Origin of the sequence: Paracoccus tegillarcae, from assembly GCF_002847305.1 — a bacterium.
Taxonomy (GTDB): domain Bacteria; phylum Pseudomonadota; class Alphaproteobacteria; order Rhodobacterales; family Rhodobacteraceae; genus Paracoccus; species Paracoccus tegillarcae.
Genome location: NZ_CP025408.1, coordinates 2,734,343 through 2,754,471 on the forward strand (window position 1 = coordinate 2,734,343; position 20,129 = coordinate 2,754,471).

Annotated in this window: 20 protein-coding genes; 7 read left to right on the forward strand and 13 right to left on the reverse strand. The window is 62.6% G+C overall.

All coding sequences use genetic code 11. From position 1 onward, the window contains the following. The first annotated feature begins 22 nt into the window (after positions 1-22). From CUV01_RS13340 to CUV01_RS13365, 6 genes are read left to right on the forward strand one after another with little or no spacing between them, the layout of a single operon-like run. Complete coding sequence (locus CUV01_RS13340; protein WP_232962238.1) at positions 23-565, forward strand: tripartite tricarboxylate transporter TctB family protein; 543 nt, start codon at positions 23-25, stop codon at positions 563-565. A gap of 7 nt (positions 566-572) precedes the next feature. Next, positions 573-2,093 carry a tripartite tricarboxylate transporter permease gene (locus tag CUV01_RS13345; RefSeq protein WP_101460904.1) on the forward strand — a complete coding sequence of 507 codons (1,521 nt, stop codon included), beginning with the start codon at positions 573-575 and terminating at the stop codon, positions 2,091-2,093. Positions 2,094-2,098: 5 nt separating this feature from the next. Beyond that, positions 2,099-3,586, forward strand: coding sequence for an aldehyde dehydrogenase (locus CUV01_RS13350; RefSeq protein WP_101460905.1), 1,488 nt, complete (start codon positions 2,099-2,101; stop codon positions 3,584-3,586). Between the two features lie 10 nt (positions 3,587-3,596). Further along, positions 3,597-4,892 carry an aspartate aminotransferase family protein gene (locus CUV01_RS13355; RefSeq protein WP_101462089.1) on the forward strand — a complete coding sequence of 432 codons (1,296 nt, stop codon included), beginning with the start codon at positions 3,597-3,599 and terminating at the stop codon, positions 4,890-4,892. Beyond that, the gene (locus CUV01_RS13360) at positions 4,889-5,863 is read left to right on the forward strand and encodes a phosphotransferase enzyme family protein (protein WP_198731822.1); all 975 of its coding nucleotides are present in this window, start codon (positions 4,889-4,891) and stop codon (positions 5,861-5,863) included. The genes CUV01_RS13355 and CUV01_RS13360 overlap by 4 nt, the downstream gene beginning before the upstream one ends. Then, positions 5,860-7,110, forward strand: coding sequence for a Tm-1-like ATP-binding domain-containing protein (locus CUV01_RS13365; RefSeq protein ID WP_101460906.1), 1,251 nt, complete (start codon positions 5,860-5,862; stop codon positions 7,108-7,110). The genes CUV01_RS13360 and CUV01_RS13365 overlap by 4 nt, the downstream gene beginning before the upstream one ends. A 206-nt stretch (positions 7,111-7,316) precedes the next feature. Here the strand turns inward: CUV01_RS13365 and CUV01_RS13370 are convergent, their stop codons facing one another. Further along, the gene (locus tag CUV01_RS13370) at positions 7,317-7,808 is read right to left on the reverse strand and encodes a cupin domain-containing protein (protein WP_232962749.1); all 492 of its coding nucleotides are present in this window, start codon (positions 7,806-7,808) and stop codon (positions 7,317-7,319) included. 237 nt (positions 7,809-8,045) lie between these two features. On the opposite strand from CUV01_RS13370, the gene hisD (CUV01_RS13375) reads away from it, so the two are divergent. Beyond that, a complete protein-coding gene (gene hisD / locus CUV01_RS13375) occupies positions 8,046-9,335 on the forward strand; it encodes a histidinol dehydrogenase (RefSeq protein WP_101460908.1) in 1,290 nt (429 codons plus the stop codon). Here the strand turns inward: hisD (CUV01_RS13375) and CUV01_RS13380 are convergent. From CUV01_RS13380 to CUV01_RS13430, 12 genes are all read right to left on the reverse strand, one after another. Further along, a complete protein-coding gene (locus CUV01_RS13380; RefSeq protein ID WP_101460909.1) occupies positions 9,323-10,675 on the reverse strand; it encodes an amidase in 1,353 nt (450 codons plus the stop codon). The genes hisD (CUV01_RS13375) and CUV01_RS13380 overlap by 13 nt on opposite strands. After that, entirely contained in the window at positions 10,662-10,808 is a 147-nt protein-coding gene (locus CUV01_RS19695; RefSeq protein ID WP_157994865.1) for a hypothetical protein, read from the reverse strand. Before CUV01_RS19695 ends, CUV01_RS13380 begins: the two co-directional genes overlap by 14 nt. Positions 10,809-10,827: 19 nt before the next feature. Beyond that, positions 10,828-11,523: an RraA family protein gene (locus CUV01_RS13385; RefSeq protein ID WP_101460910.1), complete on the reverse strand. Its 696-nt coding sequence runs from the start codon at positions 11,521-11,523 to the stop codon at positions 10,828-10,830. After that, complete coding sequence (locus CUV01_RS13390) at positions 11,523-12,215, reverse strand: alpha/beta fold hydrolase (protein ID WP_101460911.1); 693 nt, start codon at positions 12,213-12,215, stop codon at positions 11,523-11,525. The genes CUV01_RS13385 and CUV01_RS13390 overlap by 1 nt, the downstream gene beginning before the upstream one ends. Then, positions 12,212-13,333, reverse strand: a complete 1,122-nt coding sequence (locus CUV01_RS13395) for a cobalamin-independent methionine synthase II family protein (RefSeq protein ID WP_101460912.1) — start codon at positions 13,331-13,333, stop codon at positions 12,212-12,214. Before CUV01_RS13395 ends, CUV01_RS13390 begins: the two co-directional genes overlap by 4 nt. Before the next feature lie 43 nt (positions 13,334-13,376). Further along, positions 13,377-14,342, reverse strand: a complete 966-nt coding sequence (locus CUV01_RS13400; protein ID WP_101462091.1) for a cupin domain-containing protein — start codon at positions 14,340-14,342, stop codon at positions 13,377-13,379. A 138-nt stretch (positions 14,343-14,480) separates the two neighbouring features. Further along, the gene (locus CUV01_RS13405) at positions 14,481-15,455 is read right to left on the reverse strand and encodes a nuclear transport factor 2 family protein (RefSeq protein ID WP_101460913.1); all 975 of its coding nucleotides are present in this window, start codon (positions 15,453-15,455) and stop codon (positions 14,481-14,483) included. Beyond that, entirely contained in the window at positions 15,455-16,474 is a 1,020-nt protein-coding gene (locus CUV01_RS13410; RefSeq protein ID WP_101462092.1) for a LacI family DNA-binding transcriptional regulator, read from the reverse strand. The genes CUV01_RS13405 and CUV01_RS13410 overlap by 1 nt, the downstream gene beginning before the upstream one ends. Further along, positions 16,474-17,238, reverse strand: coding sequence for an SDR family NAD(P)-dependent oxidoreductase (locus CUV01_RS13415; protein WP_101460914.1), 765 nt, complete (start codon positions 17,236-17,238; stop codon positions 16,474-16,476). Before CUV01_RS13415 ends, CUV01_RS13410 begins: the two co-directional genes overlap by 1 nt. 3 nt (positions 17,239-17,241) lie before the next feature. Beyond that, positions 17,242-18,570, reverse strand: a complete 1,329-nt coding sequence (hisD, locus tag CUV01_RS13420; protein ID WP_101460915.1) for a histidinol dehydrogenase — start codon at positions 18,568-18,570, stop codon at positions 17,242-17,244. Continuing rightward, entirely contained in the window at positions 18,560-19,066 is a 507-nt protein-coding gene (locus CUV01_RS13425) for an ester cyclase (RefSeq protein WP_101460916.1), read from the reverse strand. Before CUV01_RS13425 ends, hisD (CUV01_RS13420) begins: the two co-directional genes overlap by 11 nt. After that, positions 19,063-20,124: an ABC transporter ATP-binding protein gene (locus tag CUV01_RS13430; RefSeq protein WP_101460917.1), complete on the reverse strand. Its 1,062-nt coding sequence runs from the start codon at positions 20,122-20,124 to the stop codon at positions 19,063-19,065. Before CUV01_RS13430 ends, CUV01_RS13425 begins: the two co-directional genes overlap by 4 nt. Positions 20,125-20,129: the final 5 nt, after the last annotated feature.

A 20,129-nucleotide genomic window follows, 5' to 3' on the forward strand; every position in this document is an offset into this window, starting at 1 on the left:
AATTTCAGGGGAGTGCCTCCGCGTGTCTCGCGTCCAGACCCTTCAAGAGTTGTTCAAACGCTATCGGCGGCCCGGCGACAAGGTCTTTGCCTTCGCCTTTTTCATGCTGTCATTGTTTCTGCTGACCCAACTGCCGCACGAGACGGAATGGGTTGAGAAACGCACCAACTGGTATGCGCAACCGATGCTGTGGTCATCGATCGGTGTGCTGGGGATGGTGTTCTTCGGCTTCCTGCATCTGGTCAGCACCTGGATTTCGCCAAAGATCCCGGGGCGCTGGAAAGAGGTTGGCTTTTGGCTGCAATCTCTGGAATTTGTTGTCTATTTCCTGATTTACGTCGCGATTGTTCCGCAATTGGGCTACCTGCCGTCGACGCTGTTCTTCTGCCTGTTTCTGGCTGTGCGAACCGGGTTTCGGACCGCGAACATGCTGCTCTATGCGGCTGTATTTGCCTGTGTCACCGCAATCTTCTTTCGTGGCTTTCTGCAGGTGAAGATCCCGGCAGGCGCCATTTACGATTACCTGCCCGAACCTCTGCGCGGCATCGCGCTGATCTACCTGTGAGGCGCTGATGGACACGCTGCTATCCTCAATTCAGATCCTCGCCCAATGGCAGGTTCTTGTCGCCCTGCTGATCGGCTCTGTCGGGGGTGTCATCATCGGCGCGCTTCCCGGTGTCGGGGCGCCTGTTGCCATCGCCATTCTGCTGCCCGCGACCTTTGCCTTTGAGCCCATTGTGGGGCTGACGATGATGCTGGGCGTCTATGGGTCATCGATGTATGGCGGGGCGCTGCCCGCGGTGCTGATCAACACGCCCGGAACGGCGGTGAACGCGCTGACCACCTATGACGGCTATCCGATGACCAAGCGCGGCGAAGGGCGTCGCGCGCTGTCGCTGGCCTATTCGGCCTCTTTCTTCGGCGGCATCTTTTCGATCCTCTGCCTGATTGTTCTGTCGCCAGCCCTCGCCGCCATCGCGCCGCATTTCGGCAGCCGAGAGATATTTCTGGCCGCTTTTCTCGGCATTGTGCTGGTCGTGCTCGCGCATCGCGGGCAGGTCTTTGCCGCCGCCATGCTCGCCTTTTTCGGTATTTTTCTCCAGACCGTCGGGCTGGAGCCGGTCAAATATACAGCGCGCTATACGTTCGACGTGGCCTTCCTGTCGGGCGGGATCGATCTGATTGTCGTGGTGCTGGGCCTGTTCGCCGTTTCACAGTCACTGCTGCTGCTGACCGACAAGGACCATGCGCCGGGCGAGGCCAAGATGGAGGGCAACCTGTTCTCGGGCATGAAGGAACTGATTGGCTACAAGCGGGTCGCCACGGTGTCGTCCAGCCTCGGCGTCATCATGGGCATGATCCCCGGCACCGGAGAGTTCACGGCGCAGTTCCTGTCCTATACCTACGCCCAGAAAACCTCGAAGGATCCGGACAAGTTTGGCGATGGCTCGCCCGAAGGGCTGATCGCGTCCGAGGCGTCCAACAATGCGGTGCCCGGCGCTGCGATGATCCCGTTGCTGGCGCTGGGGATACCGGGCGAGGCGCTGACGGCGATGATGCTGTCGGTGCTATATATTCACAACGTGACGCCGGGTCCGGCACTGTTCCAGAACCAGCTCGACTTTGTCATCGCACTCTATATCGCACTGATCCTGCTCAACATCATCGTTGTCGCCTTCCTGATGGTTTCGACCAACTGGCTGCTGAGGATCATCACCATTCCCACTCGTTTCCTCGGCATCATGATCCTGACGCTCGCGTTTGTCGGCGTCTATTCCATGCGGAACGCGATTTCGGATTGTGCTGTTGCCGCAGGTTTTGGCGTCTTCGGGATGATCCTGAAACGGCTGAATCTGCCGATCGTGCCGATCATCCTTGGCATGGTTCTGGGCGGGATCATGGAGGTAAAGCTGCGCTCGGCCATGGCGCGCGTCAACACGCCGCTAGATTTCATTGATCGGCCCATCGCGGCGTTTCTCTTTGTGATGATCCTGCTGGTCTTTGCCATCCACATCCGCGCCGCGATCCGCGAACACCGCCTGAAAGTGGGTAAGGGTAAGGTCGGGCCGGAAGAAAACACCCAACATGGATAAACGAAATGCTTGAACAATCTGCCATCGACGCGCTGCGCGTCGAGACGCTCTCTGCCCGTGGGCATTTTATCGATGGCCGGTCCGTGGATGCGGGCGACAGCCGGGCGCTGGACGTGGTGTCACCGATAGACGGGCAGGTGCTGACCACAATCGCCGACGGCACGCCGGCGGTTATGGACCGGGCGGTGGCTGTGGCGCGTGCTGCGTTTGAGGACGGACGCTGGTCGCGTCTGGCCCCGGCTGCCCGCAAGAAGGTGCTGCTGAAACTGGCCGATCTGATCGAGCGGCGGGCGCTGGCGCTGACGGTGCTGGGCGTGCGCGACAACGGCACAGAGATCAACATGGCCTACAAGGCCGAGGCGCTTTCGGCAGCGGCCACCTTTCGCTATTATGCCGAGGCCATCGACAAGGTCTTTGGCCAGATCGCGCCCACCGCGCCGGACATTCTGGGCCTTGTCCACCACGCGCCGGTGGGGGTCGTCGGTGCCATCGTGCCTTGGAATTTCCCGTTGATGATCGGCGCATGGAAGATAGCGCCGGCGCTGGCGGCCGGTAATTCCATTGTGCTGAAACCGGCGGAATCGGCGTCGCTGTCGCTTTTGATGATCGCAGAACTGGCCGCCGAAGCCGGTGTGCCTGACGGCGTGTTCAATGTGGTCACCGGCAAGGGCGCGGTCGTCGGTGAGGCGCTGGCGCTGTCGATGGATGTAGATATCCTGGTATTCACGGGCTCTGGCGCGACGGGGCGGCGGCTCATGGAATACGCGGCGCGCTCCAACCTCAAGCGGTGCTATCTCGAACTGGGTGGCAAATCGCCCAACATCATCTTCAACGACGCCAAGGATCTGGCACAGGCCGCCAAGGTTTCGGCCGCAGGGATCTTTCGCAATTCCGGGCAGGTCTGTGTCGCGGGTTCGCGGTTGCTGGTGCAGGAAGACATTCATGATGATTTCGTAGCCGAGCTATGTCGCCACGCCGAGGCGTTCCGGGTCGGCGATCCGCTGGATCTGAGCAGCCAGATCGGCGCGGTTCATTCACTGCCTGAACTGGAGGCAAACCTGTCTTTTGTCGAGAAGGCGGCCAGCGAGGGCGCCGAACGCGCCACCGGCGGCGACCGCATCCTGACCGAGACCGGGGGCTATTACATGCAACCGACCGTGATGACCGGGGTAAAACCGCAGGACACCCTGTCGCAACAAGAGGTCTTTGGCCCGGTGCTGGCCGTGACCCACTTCAAGGACGAGGCCGAGGCGCTGCGCATTGCCAATTCCACGGTCTACGGTCTGGCGGCTGGGGTCTGGACCGCAGACCTTTCGCGCGCGCATCGCATGGTGGCGGGCATCCGGGCCGGTGTGGTGCATGTCAACACCTATGGCGGGCCCGATATGACGGTGCCGCTGGGCGGGGTAAAACAGTCCGGCAACGGGCATGACAAGTCACTGCACGCGCTGGAGAAATACGTCGATCTCAAGACCGCCTGGATCCAGCTGTGAGGACATGACCATGACCCTGCCGTCTGCATCTGCCGCCCTGATCGAGCGCCGCGCGCGGTTGCTTGGACCGAATGTCGCGACCTTTTACGACGAGCCCGTGCATGTCGTGAAAGGCGAAGGCGTCTGGCTGTGGGATGCAGATGGGCGCAAATACCTGGATTGCTATAACAACGTGCCTCATGTGGGGCATTGCAACGAACGGGTCGTCGAGGCGATCTGCCAGCAGGCGCGCAGGCTGAACACCCATACGCGCTATCTGCATGACGGCATCCTCGACTATATCGAAAGGCTGACGGCAACCTTTGATCGCAGCCTGTCCACCGCGATCATGACCTGTACCGGATCAGAGGCGAACGACATCGCCCTGCGCATGGCCGAAAGCATGACCGGCAAGCGCGGGATCATCGCCACGGACGCCACCTATCATGGCAACACCGCGCTGGTCAGCCAGCTTTCCCGCAGCAACATCCCCGAGGTCGGGTTCGGTCTGGACCAATATTTCCGCCACGTCCCGGCGCCGGACAGCTATCGCAACCCTGACCCGGACGGCGCCCTTTTCGCGCAGGCCGTCGCCGAACAGATCGCCGAATTGCAGGCATCGGGCATCGGGTTTGCGGCACTGATCGTCTGCCCGTTCTTTCTCAACGAAGGGTTCCCGACGCAGGCCGATGGCTGGCTCAAACCTGCGGCAGAGGTGGTGCGCAAGGCGGGCGGGCTGCTGATCTGCGATGAGGTGCAATCGGGGTTCGGCCGGATCGGCAGTCATTTCTGGGCCCATCAGAAACAGGGGGTCGTGCCCGATATCGTCGTTCTGGGCAAACCGATGGCCAACGGGCACCCCGTTGGCGCCGTCGTCACCACGCCAGAGATCATGGCCGGGTTCCGGACCGCGTTTCGATATTTCAACACATTCGGCGGCAACCCGGTATCCTGTGCGGCGGCGATGGCGGTGCTGGACGAGTTGCAGGACAGGGACCTCATGGCGCACGCGGCCAGAGTGGGGGCCTATGCCCACGAGCGTCTAAAGGCATTGGCGCAGAAATACGATGTGATTGGCGATCTGCGTGGCTCGGGCATGGTTTTCGGGGCCGAGATGGTTCTCGACCGCGAAAGCAAGGCACCGGCCAGTGAATTCACCGACCGGGTCATCAACAAGATGCGGCAGCGCGGGATCATCCATTCCAAGCTTGGCCGACACAAGAACACGCTGAAGATCCGCCCTCCGATGCCCTTTGGCACAGAGCACGCGGACCTGCTTTTCGACACGCTGGACGCGGTTCTGGCCGAAACGCCGCTGGCCGCATGAACGACACGGCACAAATCGTCGAACGGGCGCTGGCATTATGGGGGCTGGAGGGCTCGGCCTGGTCGCTTGTCGCCGCTCGTGAGAACCGTGTCTACCGGGTGGACCATCCCGGCGGGCGACACGCGTTGCGCCTGCACCGCCCCGGCTATCGCAGCGACGCAGAATTGCGATCCGAGTTGCAATGGGTAGAGGCGGTTTCGCAAGGCGGGCTGTCCGTGCCCTTGCCAGTTCCGTCCATCTCCGGCGATTTTCTGGTGACGGTCGATGGCTGCCAGATCGACCTCGTGCACTGGCTGGATGGTCGGCAGATGGGCGCGACGGGGGTGCCGCTGGCGCTGGACAATCGCACCGGCCTCTTTCGCAGCATCGGTCAAGAGATGGCCCGTCTGCACCGTGCCTCTGACGCCTGGTCGCCCGCAGCCGATTTCACGCGCCCGGCATGGGATCGCGCCGGCCTGTTGGGGGCGGCACCGTTATGGGGGCGCTTTTGGGAGAATGCATCGCTTTCGCCGGCCGATCGGGATCTGCTGTGCCAGTTTCGGTCGCGCGCCGATCAAGCCCTGAAGGAATTGCAGCCGGACCTCGATTTCGGGCTGATCCACGCCGATCTTGTGCGTGAGAACCTGTTGATCGACGGCGACAGGATCCAACTGATCGACTTTGACGATGGGGGCTTTGGCTACCGGCTGTTCGACCTTGCGACAACATTGGGCAAGACCCTGTCCGAACCGGATTTCGATGACCTGAAAGCCGCGCTTGTCGAGGGATACAGAGCTGTGCGCCCTCTCGATACGACTCATCTCGACCTTTTCATGGCGCTGCGCGCGACGACCTATGTCGGCTGGATCATTTCTCGTCTGAACGAAGAGGGCGCGGAGGAACGGAGCGCACGTTTCATCCGGGACGCCACCGATCGGGTGCAAACCTGGATGGCGCAGGACCATGCGCCAGGGAGCAGAAGGACAGCATGAGCAAGAAAACGATCCTCGTTATCGGGACTTTCGATACCAAAAGCGTCGAGCTAGAATATCTGGCCGGTCGCATCCGTCAGCAGGGGGGCGAGGTGCTGACGATGGATGTCAGCGTGCTGGGCGAGCCGCAGCGCCCGACCGACCTGTCCAAGCACGACGTGGCGGCAGCCGGGGGGATGTCGATCGACGAGGTGATTGCGCTGGGCGACGAACACCGGGCGTTTCAGGTAATGACACGTGGCGCCGTCGATCTGGTGGCAAGTGGCCACCGGGAGGGCAAGTTCGACGGGATGATTGCGCTTGGCGGCACGATGGGCACAGATCTTGCGCTGGATTGTGCCAAGGCGCTGCCGATGGGCGTGCCGAAATACATCGTCTCCACCGTCGCCTGCTCACCGTTGATAGAGCCAAACCGCCTTGCCGCGGATGTGCAGATGATCCTTTGGGCCGGCGGATTGTTCGGGATGAACCAGATCTGCAAATCCTCCCTTTCCCAAGCCGCCGGTGCCGTGCTTGGCGCCGCCAGGGCGGTCGAGCCCCCCACATGGGACCGCTCTCTGATTGGCATGACCTCGCTGGGCTCGTCCTGCCTGAAATACATGAAGCGCCTGCAACCGGCCTTGGTCGAGCGCGGTTTCGACGTCGCGGTTTTCCACACGACCGGCATGGGCGGCATGGCCTTTGAGGCATTGGCGGCCGAGGGTGCCTTTTGTTGTGTGATGGATTTCTCATTGCAGGAATTCGTCAACGACCAGCATGGTTCGCTGGTCAGCAGTGGCGATCACCGGGTGACCTCGGCGGGGCGGATGGGCATTCCGCAACTGGTGGCACCGGGCGCGATGGATCTCATCGACCTCGCCGGGTGGCAGGATATTCCCGAAAGCCTCGCGGATCGGCCGTTCCATCAGCACAACCGGCTTATCAAAAGCTCGGTTTTCGCAGCCGAGGAACGCCGGGCATTGGCGCGCAGCCTTGCGGAACGGCTGGAGCAGGCGCAAGGGCCGACGCATTTCTTCCTGCCGGCAGGCGGTCTGGAGGAGTGGGACCGCGAGGGGCAGGAGGCGCATGATCCCGAAGGGCTGAAAGCCTTCGTCGACGAAATACGCCGCATCTTGCCGGGCAAGGTCGAGATGACGGATCTGGACTGCCATATCAATGACGAAGAATTCGTTCAGGCCGTTCTTTCAAAATTCGACCAGTGGGTTGATGAAGGGATCGTGAAGCGCAGGCAAAAGGCGCCGCAATAACTGCGCTTTTCGTACCTTCCGATGCGTCGAGCCCGCGCGGATGGCTGTGTTTCGACAGGGACGCGCTCTGCGGTTGGCATACGCCGTCAAATCGGCGGGCCCGTGCGGCTGACTTGGGTCAGAACATGGAGTTCGGTCGCGCGAGACCAAAGCCGTTTTGTTCGACCAGCATCGCTGTGCCGCATCTGATTATCGTGCGGCAGATCCTAGTAGGACGGCGGCGAGATGGCGCTGACGATCTCTGCCGGGGTTTTTCCTGCGTTGCGAAACCGGTGGGGTTGTCTGCTGTCGAAATAATAGCCGTCGCCTGCCTGCAATTCGCGTGTCGCCTCGCCCACTGTGACCTCGACGCGACCAGAAACAACATAACCGGCCTCTTGCGCGACATGGGACAGCAATTCGCCGCTATCTGCGCCCACGGCATAGCTTTCCTTGAGGAATTGAAAGCTGCGATAGGGGTGGTTCAGCCCGATCAGCCGGTAAGAGATGGTTTCGGGATTGCCGATTTCGGGCAGTTCCGCTGCCGGGTAGAAGGGGCTGCCAGCGCCCTGTTGGATGCCGCCCAGAAACTCGGCCAGCCGGCTGCCAAGCGCGTCAAGAATGGCCTGTAGTGTATCAATTGTCGGGCTGACGGCATCGCGCTCTATCATTGAAATCGTGGTGTGCGAGACGCCAGAGCGTGCCGCCAGCTCACGCATGCTCAACTGGCGGCGTTGCCGTAGCTGAGTAAGATCTTTGCCAATTCTGGCCACTATAATCACCGTTATCATCGCACATATATCGTAATATTGTACCCGTACCGACCCAATTGGAAACTATATTTTCCGCACGCCTAGCGCCGACTATTCAGGGCGCATCTGTCCGCTACACTTCCTCGAACCTGCACATGCCACCGGCCGGGTCCGGTTTGAGTTTCGACGAAAGGGAACGCCATCATGTCCGATACCGCCTTGCCGCAAGGTGTGAGCCATCTCAAGGCACCGGCCCGCAGCGCTGCGTCTGACAACGCGCCCGTTGCCGAAACCGTGGCTGACGTGCTGGACCGCGTCAAACGCGAGGGTGATACAGCCGTGCGCGACTTTGCGCAGCGTTTCGACAAGGTGGATCTTGCCGATCTGGAGGTCACGCCTGAGGAACGCGATGCGGCAGTTGCCGCACTTGATCCGCAGACGCGCGCAGACACAGAGTTTGCCATCGAGAATGTGCGGGCCTTTGCGCAGGCGCAGTTCGCGACGATTGGCGGATTGGACGACTTTCAGCCGCGTCCGGGCGTGCATCTGGGGCACAGGGTGATCCCGCTGCAGCGTGTGGGCTGCTATGTGCCCGGCGGTCGCTACCCGCTGCTATCCGCACCGATCATGACCATCGTTCCGGCCAAGGTCGCGGGCGTGGATGAGATCATCGCCTGCCTTCCGCCCAATGCCCATCAGGCGATGATTGCAGGCTGCCATCTGGCGGGGGCTGATCGGGTGTTCAGGATCGGCGGCGCGCAAGCCATCGCGGCCATGGCCTATGGCACCGAAACCGTGCCGCGCGTGGACAAGATCGTGGGGCCGGGCAATGCCTATGTGAACGAGGCCAAGCGGCAGGTCTTTGGGCCCGTGGGCATCGATCAGCTGGCCGGCCCTTCGGAAATCTACATCCTCGCCGATAGCAGTGGTGATGCGGCCATGATCGCCACCGATCTGCTGGCCCAGGCCGAACATGACGTGCGCACGCGGGTCGGCCTGATCACCACGGATGAGGCTTTGGGGCGCGCCGTTCTGCAAGAGGTCGAGGCGCAACTAGGCGAACTGCCGACGGCGCATACCGCAGGCCCCGCGTGGCGCGATTATGGCGAGATCGCGATTTGTGCCGATGAGAATACGATGATCGCCTATTCCGATCAGATCGCCGCCGAACACCTACAGGTTCACACCAGGGATCCGCAGGCCATGGCAGGCAAACTGCGCAATTATGGATCACTGTTTATCGGTGAATTGGCCAGTGTTGTGTATTCCGACAAATGCGCCGGCACCAACCACACGCTGCCCACCATGGCGGCGGGGCGCTATACCGGCGGGCTTTGGGTCGGGGCCTATCTGAAGGTGGTGACGCATCAGTGGCTGACGCCGGACGGCGTGCGCGAGGTTGCACCCGCCGCCGTCCGCCAAAGCGCCAGTGAAGGGCTGGAGGGCCATCGCCGCGCAGCGCAGCTGCGGCTGGACCGGCTTCAGACCAGATAGGGGCTGCGTGCCGAATGGTCCGTGGCGGCCTCAAAGGCCGCGCCGACACGGCAGATCATCGCCTCGGCGTGGTGGCGCGCGAGGATCTGCATCCCCAGGGGCAGGCCGCCCGAAAAGCCGATCGGCAGCGACATCGCCGGATGGCCGGTCAGGTTGAAGGGCAGGGTGCGCATCGCTGTCCACACTGTTTCATCGCCCTGCAACGCGGCAACCGGGGGTGCCGGCGCAAGCGTCGTGGGCGTGACGATCACATCGTGATCCTGAAACAGCAGTTCGGTTTCGGCGCGGATGCGAATGCCGACGGCGCGTGCGCGTGCCACGTCTTCGGCACTTAGCCCGACGCCGCCCATCAGGGATTGCCGCGCCTGTCGTCCGTAAAGATCGGGGCTTTGTCGCAATCCCTGCTGATGCTGTGCCAGCGCCTCGGCATGCAGGATGACGGCGCCTGCAGCCTCGGCAATGTCATAATCCTGCATGGTGATCAGATCGATGCGCGCGCCCAGCAGCGACAGATCCGATACGGCGTCGTCCATTGCCCTCGTCAGATCCGGGGTGGCCTCTGGGTCGTGCGCGAACCAGTCGCGTGCGTAGCCGATGCGCAGCCCCTGGATACCGGCACCAAGCGCCGCACACGCGCCCGCCGTTGGGGCCATCGCGTCCAGCATCAGCGCGGCCTCAGTCACGCTGGCGGTCATTGGCCCGACGTGATCCAGGCTGGGTGACAGCGGGAAAACGCCCTCGGTCGGCACCAACCCAAAGGTCGGCTTTAACCCTACCAGCCCGCAATAGGCGGCCGGGCTGCGCACCGACCCGCCGGTATCCGTTCCAATCGCCATGCGAACCAGCCCGGCGGCCACCGCCGCCGCTGAGCCTGACGACGAGCCGCCAGTGATGTGATCGTGGCTACATGGGTTCTTGGCAGGCGGATAGGCGGCATCATGGCTGGGTCCGGTCAGCGCGAATTCATAGCTTGCAAGCTGGCCGATCGGGATCGCGCCTGCCTTGCGCAGCCGCGCGACCACTGGGGCATCCCGATCCGCGATACGATCCGCGAACAGGCGGCTGCCGCAGCGGGTATCCGCGCCCTCGACGTCGATCAGATCCTTCACGCCAAAGGGGATGCCGTGCAAGGGGCCGGCATCTTCACCGCGGCGCAACGCCAGATCGGCCTGATCGGCGGCGTTGCGCGCGCCCTCGGCATCCAGCGCAACGAACGCGCCCAGATCCGGGTCGCGCGCGGCGATGCGTTCCAGATGCGCCTCGATCAGATCGCGACAGCTCAGACCGCCCCGCCGCAGCGCAGCGGCGGTTTCGGGGATAGGCAGGTCAGCGGGGTGCATCGGTTTTGCTTTGCGCCGTGGACAACAGGGCGGCGGCTTTTTCGAGGCTTAGAAAGACGCGCAAGCCTGCCTGCGCGTCGCGCGGGTCCAGCGGCAACCCTTCCTGCGCCAGCGCCTTTTCAAAACGCGTCATATCATCCCGCGCTGCCATCCTAAGTCCGCGCCTTTTCAAAGGCGGTCCAGGCGGCTTCGAAGGCGGCAAAGTCAAAACCCGGCGCGCTTGCGGGTTCAAGGACCAGCCGCTCTGTCTCTAGCAGCCGGCGGATCGCCTCGCCCAGTGTGGGGATCACCTCGGGCGGAACGACCAGTGCACCGTGGCGGTCGGCATGGATCAGATCGCCATCTGCAACCTGCATCCCGAAGACGCGCACCGGCTGGCCGATGCTGCGGATATGCACGAAGCCATGGCTGGGACCGACCGAACCGGCGATCACCGGATAGCCCTTTGGCAGATCGCCCAGATCGCGCACGACACCATTGGTCAGCGTGCCGGCGATGCCAAAGCCCTTGTGGACGGTCGTGTTGATCTCGCCCCAATAGGCGCCGATGGCATTGGGATAATCCAGATCCTCGACCACCGCGACAGACGGTTGCGCGGCCTCGGCCATATAGCGGTAGTAATCCATCCGGCGGGTGCGGATCACCTCTGGCGCCTCGGTTGGCGGCGCAATTGCCGAAAGGCTGGCGGTGCGGGCAAATCCGACCAACGCGCCGCCCTCGGGTTCGGTGCAGACGACCGTGCCACGGGTGAACTGGTCAAAGCCGCGCCGCCCCTGCGCGACCTCTATCGCATTGCAGACGGTCGGCGTGTCGACAGATTTCAGTAGCTTGAGAAGATCGGTGTCCATCATGCCTCCAACCAGCGGGCCAGCGCCGCTGTCGTTTCCTGTGGTTTCTCGAGCACCGGCAGATGCGCGGCGCCATTGATGATTTCCAGCGTCGAGCCGGGGATCAGATCATGCATCAGTTCGTGCCTCTCGACCGGGCAAAGGCGGTCGTCGCGGCCACACAGGACCAGCGTCGGCACGCTGACGTTGCGCAGCACATCTTGCCGGTCGGGCCGGTCGCGCAGGGCAAGTGACTGGTTCTCGAAGACTGCGGGGCCCAGGTCCATGGCCATCTTCATGCACAGATCCAGAATGGCCTGCTTGCCGGGACCATCGGCCAGATAGTTCGGCTTCATCTCGTCGCGGATCACCTCTCGCAACTGTCCGGCCTGCACGGCGGCAATCTGCGGCGCGCGACGGGCCTGCACCTCGGGCAGTTCAGCGCGAGGGTTGGTGTCCAGCAGGGCCAGGCGTTCGATCCGGTCGGGCGCCTGGGCCAGGACCTCCATCGCGACAATCCCGCCCATGGACAGCCCGGCCAATGCGAAACGTGGCGGGGCATGGGCCAGCACCTCGGCTGCCAGCGCGGCCATCGTGGCGTGCCCTGCAATCGGCGGCAGATGTAGCGTGCGATCCAGTCCGAGTGCGGCGATCTGCGGGGCAAACAGCCGCGCGTCGCACATCATCCCGGGCAGCAGGACCAGCGGCGTCATGAGACCAGCGCCGCCCCATCGGCCATGGCTTTCAGCTTGGCATAGGCGATATCGGGATCGACCGCGCCAAAGCCTGCGAATGTTCCAAAACCGCAATCCGACCCCGCGATTACCCGATCATTGCCGACAATCTCTGCAAAGCGCGTCAGGCGCTGTGCCACCAGTTCCGGGTGCTCGACGAAATTGGTCGTGGTATCTACCACACCGGGAACGAGGATCCGGTCATCAGGAATATCGGCTTTGCGGTCCCGAAAGGTGGTCCATTCGTGCCCGTGGCGTGGGTTCGAGGTTTCAAAGAGCAGATAGCGCGCCTTGACCGACATCAGCGTGTCGAACATCTGGGCCATCGGAATGTCGCAGATATGCGGCCCCTCGTAATTGCCCCAGCAGATGTGAATGCGCACGCGATCCTGTGGAATATCGGCCAATGCGTGGTTCAGCGCCTCGACATGGCTGTTGGCGACGCGCACGAATTCCGCATCCGTCAGATCGGTGAACAGCATGTGGCGTGACAGGGCCAGATCCGGGCAATCCAGTTGCAGATCCAGCCCGGCGGCGACGATGGTTTCGTATTCGGCCTTCATGGCATCGGCCAGCGCGGCCAAATAGGCCTCGCGCGTCTTGTAGTAGTCGTTCTGCAGGAACAGCGAGATCACGCCCGGCGAGGCTGCGTTCATAAAACCGCGCGACACACCATGTTCGGACATCGCGGCCTTGAGGTTGGCGATGTCCTTTTGCAGTTCGTCCTGACCTTTGGATTTCACCTCGCCCACGCACATCGGCCGCGCGTATTGCGGTGTGCCACCGGACTCGGCGATCCGCTTCAGAAAGCCGGGAAACCGCTTGAGATCGGCGGGCGCGTTGCGCGGGCTATCGCCGTCAAAGCCGGTGTAGCGGTCCTTCACATAGGTCGCATAGCTGATCTTTGACGTCTCGCCATCCGAAACGATATCAACGCCGGCCTCGACCTGTTTGCGCACGGTGTCCGAAACAGCACGGGTCATTGCAGCGTCGAACGCGTTCGGGTCGAACGGCGTGCCGTGTTCGCGGGCAAAGATGAAATCGACGACCTCTTGCGTGCGGGGCAGGCTGCCGACATGGGTGGTCAGGATGGTCATGGTCACCTCGGGGTTCGGGGCGCCAACCAGCGCCCCTTTGGGATCAGGGTTGCCAGGTCAGACCGGCCGGATCGCTGGTGCCGACTGCACGATACAGCGCCGCCTCTCCAGTCATGGAGGGGGTGACCGCATAGTCCAGATTTTCCGGCACACTCATGGTGTCGCCCGGTGCCAGCGTCGCCGCGCCGCCATCCCAGACCACCTTCCAGTGTCCCGTGACCGGCATCAGCACAGCGGGGTAAGCATGGCCTGAGGGCGTGTCCCGGGCTGAAGCGCGGGTGATGAAGTCCACCTCGAAGCCGGGCTTGTCGCGCAGCTTGGCATCCGCGCCGATGACCTTGGCGGGCTGCCGATCTGCAAGCGCCACCAGATCCAGATATCGCGCAACATAGTTCGGCACGACATCTGCCGTGGTCGGCTCGGGGATGGCTTTCAACTGCTCGTCCGTCAGCAGCGGCATGGGCTTTACGCCGTCGGGCAGCGTCTGGCCCTTCTTGCTGTCGTAAAGCTTGCCTGTTTCGGACAGGATCAGCCCGTGATCCTTTGCGTCTTCGATCACCTGCGGCGCCCAGATGACGCCGCCGCCGGCATCGTCACCGCCAAGGATCGCCATGATCATGCCGTAATCCGTGCCGATATTCTCGAACCCGCGAAAGATGCCGGTCGGGATGTTGAAGATATCACCCGGCTCCAGCACCACCTCGCCGGCATCGCCCCACCGGCCCCAGAAAAAGCGCCAGCGTCCCTTGAGCACAAAGAAAACCTCGGCGGTGCGGTGGACATGCAGGCTGTTGCGGCATTTCGGCGGCTGACCCGCTGCACCGATATTAAAGCCGTGCGGGATCGAGATGTGGACGTGCTGGTCAGGGCTTTCGCTGACGCCCCCGCCGATGATGGTGAAGTTTTCCTTTTGGTCCGATCCGGGCGTGTGGGCGTCAATAAAGGCTGTTTTGCAGGGCTGCAGATCGCCGTAGCGGACGATGCGCTCTTCCATGTCCAGGGGTGTCATATCTTTGTTCCATATCATTTATCCGTTGCGGGCAGGGCTGTTGGATTCAGCCGCCCGGCGGATGCGGGTTCAGCCTTTTGGCGCGCAAGGCGTGGCGCCAGACATGGAAACGTCGCAAAGCAGCACTTTCGCGCAGCATCACAGGTCCCCCGTGTGCAGAAGGATCTGTTTCCAGATTGCGGTTTCGTCGAACAAAACCCATTCGCGGCGCAGACCCCATGGCCCGAATTCCGCGTGGGAGAGGCCCAGCAGATAGACCTCGGCGCCGGTCGGTCGGCCGAATGCGCCCCAACCGGAATGGGTGCCGTGCAAGCTCCAGCGCAGCGCGGCGCGCGGCGGCATCAGCGGATCATCCTGTCCGATGCGGTGGTGAATGGTGAAATTGGCGTCGGGAAAAGCTGCGCGTAGCCCCATCCAGAACTGATCGGCGGCGTCCGGGCCGTGGCCGGTGATCCCGCCCGGATGTTCAAGCTGACAGGCGCGGTCGTATTCGGCCGGGATCGCCGCCATATCCGCGCCCATGATCCGGCCCAGCAGATCGGCGTAGCGCTGCCCCCATTCATTGTCATTGCCACAGCCCTGATAGGGGCCGGGCCGGTCGGTCATGGGCGACAGCGGTGCGATGCAGGCATCGGGGCCGCCCTGCTGGGCGATCTGGTCGCGGGCATAGGCGGCGGGGTCCAGCCCCATCTGGCGCACGATGGCGCCCTGATCGCGGATCAGCCATTCGTCGTCGATCATGTTATTGCGGGCATGACAGTCGGCAATGATGCGATAGCGCAGCTTGCGCCCGCTGGCCTTGCCATAGACACCATCGCCCGTATGCGTCGCCAGCGAGACGATCCGATGCGAGGACAGCATGCCGTCTTCGGGTGTCCCCGACCAGATCACATCCTCGCCCAGCAATTGCCGGTCGGGAAATTCGGCCAGCGTTGCCATGGTGGCTGCGATCACGCCCTGATTGCCGACCACGACCGATGCCGGTGAACGCACGACGATATCGGGCGCGTAGTAATGGTGCAGCGTCGCGACGCCGCGGTCTTCCCAGATCTCGCGGGTGATCCCGAGGATGTAATCGGGAAAATCGCGGAACTTCGGATCAAATCCCTTCATCAACTCCAACCTTCTGGAATGCGGGCCGATCCGCGCAGGATCAGCGGCCCGTCGATCTCGATCTTTTGTGGAACGCGCCGGCGATCCTGTATCTTGCCCAGCATCGTCTCGACCGTGGCGTCGACCATGCGATTGACCGGCTGGCGAACGGTGGTCAGGTCAAAGGCGGGCCAGCTGGCCAGCGGCACGTCGTCATAGCCCACGACAGAGATGTCCTTGCCCAGTTGCAGCCCCAATTCGATCCGCAAGACGTCCATGACCGCAAAGGCCATATGATCGTTGCCCACGAAGATCGCGTCGGGCGGTTGGGGCAGGGCCATCATCTGCCGCGCGGCCTCGGCCGCATGGTCGCGCTGATACATGCCGTCGATCACCGAGATGGGCGCATGGCCTGCCGCGGCCAGCGCGGTTTCAAACCCTTCGCGACGGTCGCGGCCTGTCGACGACCCGGACCACCCGGCGATATGGGCGATCCGCTGATGCCCGCCTGCCACCAGAAACTCGGCAACCTTGGCGCCGCCGGCGCGATTGGCCGAGGTCACGGCGGAATGGGCGGGACCGTCCTGGTCACGGTTGAACAGCACGACGGGAATGCCAGCGTTCTCGCATCGTTTGGACAGATCATGTGTCATGGCGACCGAGGCCGCGATGATCCCGTCGACCTGATAGTCGATCAATTCCTGCACCACATCATCGACCTGCGCCTCTGAGTTCTCGGCCATGAAGATCAGGATGTGATAGCCCTCTGCCTGCAACGCACGCGACAGATGCTCGATAGCCACGGGGTAGAACTGGTTTTCCAGATAGGCGACGACCAGACCGATGATGCGCGACCGTCCCGTGATCAGCGAACGCGCCAGAACATTTGGCCTGTAACCCAGTTGCTCTGCCGCCGCGCGAACCTTTTCGGCCATGGCAGATGAGACCGAGGCACCGGGCGTGTACACCCGGCTGACAGCCGATTGGCTGACGCCTGCCAGTCGCGCCACATCGGTTGAGGTAGCTTTTTCCATTGTCATCAATCCGCCGTCCATCCGCCATCGATCATCATGGCCGTCCCCGTCACCAGGGCCGACGCATCCGAGGCAAGATAGACCACCGCCCCCATAATGTCCTCGACCTTGCCGACGCGGCCCAGCTTGATCTTTTCCTCCAGCCATTTCACGCGCTCGGGGTTGGCGAATGTCTGTTCGGTCAGCGGTGTACGGATAAAGGTGGGGCAGACGGTGTTGATACGCACCTGCTGCGGCCCCCACTCGATGGCCATGGATTTGACCATGCCCTCCAGAGCGTGCTTGCTGGCCGAGTAAACCGCCCGGTCGATCCCGCCGACATGGCCCATCTGACTGGAAATATGGATGATCGAGCCGCCCCGGCCCGAACCGATCATTCCGCGTGCAACAGCAGATGACAGGAAATAGGCGGCGCGCAGGTTGACCGACATCACCGCGTCAAAATCGTCAGCCGTGGTTTCGACAGCCGCTGAATGCCGCGCCAGCCCGGCCGAGTTTACAACAATGTCAAAGGGCGCCTCGGCCTGTAGCGCTGCGTTCAGGGCATCGAGATCCGCGATGTCCAGCACCATCGCGCTGGCGCTGTCGCCGCGTGCGGTGATCTGATCCACGACCGTTTGCAGACGCTCGGCCCCGCGTGCGGCGCAGGTGACATGCGCGCCCTGTTCGGCCAGCGCGGCCGCGCAGGCCGCCCCGATGCCCGATGATGCGCCGGTCACCAAAGCGCGGCGTCCGTCCAGCCTGAAAGAGGGTGCGGTCGGCAGGCTCATCACTTATTCCGCCGCCTCGCGATAAGGCGCGGCTGCGCCATAGGGGACGTTGATCCCGCCATAGCGGCGGACCCGGACATTGCATTGCTCGGCATGGCCGACAAACCCTTCCAGCATGCACAGCCGCGATCCGTATTCACCGATCAGCGCCGCGGCCTCATCGGTCGTTACCCTCTGATAGCTGTGGGTTTTCAGAAATTTTCCGACCCACAGCCCGCCGGTGTATCGCCCGGCCTTTTTGGTGGGCAAGGTGTGGTTGGTCCCGATTACCTTGTCGCCATTCGCCACATTGGTGCGCGGCCCAAGGAACAAGGCGCCGTAAGAGTGCATGTTCTCAAGGAACCAGTCGTCGCGGTCGGTCATGACCTGCACATGTTCATAGGCCAGATCGTTGGCGAGGCTCAGCATTTCGTCATAACTGTCACACAGATAGATATCTCCATAGTCGCGCCACGAGGTTTCCGCCGTTTCACGCGTCGGCAAAATCGCCAGCAGCCGGTCGATTTGGGCCAGCGTCGCCTCGGCCAGATTTCGGCTGTTGGTGATCAGGCAGGCGGGCGAGTTGTAGCCGTGCTCGGCCTGCCCAAGCAGATCGGTGGCACACAACTCGGCATCGACGGTGTCATCCGCGATCACCATGGTTTCGGTCGGTCCGGCGAACAGGTCGATGCCGACGCGGCCATAAAGTTGCCGTTTTGCCTCGGCCACAAATGCGTTTCCGGGACCGACCAGCATATGCACCGGCTCTATGGTCTCGGTGCCAAGCGCCATCGCGCCTACAGCCTGCATCCCGCCCAGAACATAGATCTCATGGGCGCCGCCAAGATGCATGGCCGCAACGATGGCCGGATGCGGTGCGCCGTTGACCGGCGGGGCGGATGCGGCGATGCGCGGCACGCCTGCGACCGATGCGGTCAACACCGACATATGAGCCGAGGCGACCATGGGGAATTTGCCGCCGGGCACATAGCAACCCACCGATTGCACCGGGATATTGCGATGGCCAAGGATCACGCCCGGCAGCGTTTCGACCTCGATATCCACCATCGAGGCACGCTGCGCCTCGGCAAAGCGGCGGATCTGGGTCTGTGCGAAACGGATATCGTCCATGTCGCGGGTGCTGACTTTTTGCATCGCCGCCTCGATCTCGGACGGTGTCAGCCGGAATGCGGGCGGGTCGTATTTGTCGAATTTCGCCGATAGTTCGCGGATGGCTGCATCGCCGCGTGTCTCGATATCCTTCAGCACCGTCTCGACCGTGGCGCGCACCTTGGCGTCATCCTCGGCGCGTTGTTGCTCGGGTTTGCCGGATTTCAGATGTTCAATTGCCATTGGCCGCTACCTTCTGTGGACGCGGCGCCGTTCGGTCGCCGCGATCATATGCTTCCCAGCCTTCGCCCGCGAACACGTCGCGGCCAAGCTGGGCGAGGACAGAGGCGAAATCGACCGAGACCCAATTGTCCCGAATGCGCCCGTCCTCGACTTTCCAGAAATCCATATAAGGGATCTTAACCCGCTTGCCGGTCGCCGCGATGCCCATGAACTCACCGGAATGTGTCGCCTCGATATGGCCGAAACAGGATGCCCAATCGCCCTCGCAGACAAAGCGTTCGGTCTTGTATTCCCGGTCGCTAAAGGCCGCGCGCAGCGGCAATTGCCAATGCGCGCGAAACGCGGCCAGATCCGGTTTAAAGCCGCAGCCGTAATTGCCCATCCAGCGGAATTCCTCATGGAAATGGGCGGCCATGTCATCGGAATTGGCGGCCAGCGCGGCCTCCATTCGGGTGATCACCTGACGCGTCGCGCGGGCGTGTTCTTCCGGGGTCATCGCACGCCTCCGTCGAGCCTCTCGCCGGTTTGCGCGTCGAAGAGGTGGCAGATTGCGGCGGGGATGGTCGCCCCGACCTCTTCGCCGATCTCGATGCGGAAATCCTTGGGCGCCTTGATGGACACCAGCGCATCGTCAATCCGGTAAGAGATCATCGACGCTTCGCCCAGCAGTTCGACCGAATAGACCGGCGCACGCAGATCGCCCCCCTCGGCTGCCAGCGTCACATCCTCGGCGCGAAAACCAAGCGTGACGGGACCGGAATGATCACTTGGCAGCCCGGCGATGCGAATGCCCGGCGCCTCAAAAACGCCACCGCGCAGCGTGCCCGGCACAAGGTTCATGGCGGGACTGCCGATGAAGCTGGCGACAAAGGTATTTGCGGGATAGTCGTAGATGTCGGTCGGTGTGCCGACCTGCTGGATCTTGCCCTTGTTCATCACCACCACGCGGTCGGCCAGTGTCATGGCCTCGATCTGGTCATGGGTCACATAGATCGTCGTGGTGCGCAGCTTGTGTTGCAGGTTCTTGATCTGCGCCCGCGTCGAGACGCGCAGCTTGGCGTCCAGGTTTGACAGCGGCTCGTCCATCAGAAATACGGTCGGCTTTCGCACGATGGCCCGGCCAAGCGCCACGCGCTGACGCTGACCGCCCGACAGCGCGGCAGGGCGGCGTTCCAGGAGATCGGTCAGTTCGACCATTTCGGCAGCGCGCATGACCCGGTCGTGATGTTCCTCTTTTGGAACCTTGCGGACCTTCAGCGGGAAGCGGATGTTTTCATAGACGGAAAGCTGCGGGTAGAGCCCGTAGGATTGGAACACCATCGCGATGTCGCGGTCCTTGGGCTCCAGTTTGTTGACCACGCGGTCGCCGATCCAGATCTCGCCTTCGGTGACGTCCTCCAGCCCCGCAATCATCCGCATGGTCGTCGATTTGCCACAACCCGACGGGCCAAGCAGAACGATGAATTCCTCATCGGCGATATGCAGGTCAAAATCGTCAACCCCCACAAAGCTGCCCCAACGCTTGTTCACATTCTTCAGATGCATCTCTGCCATGGGGA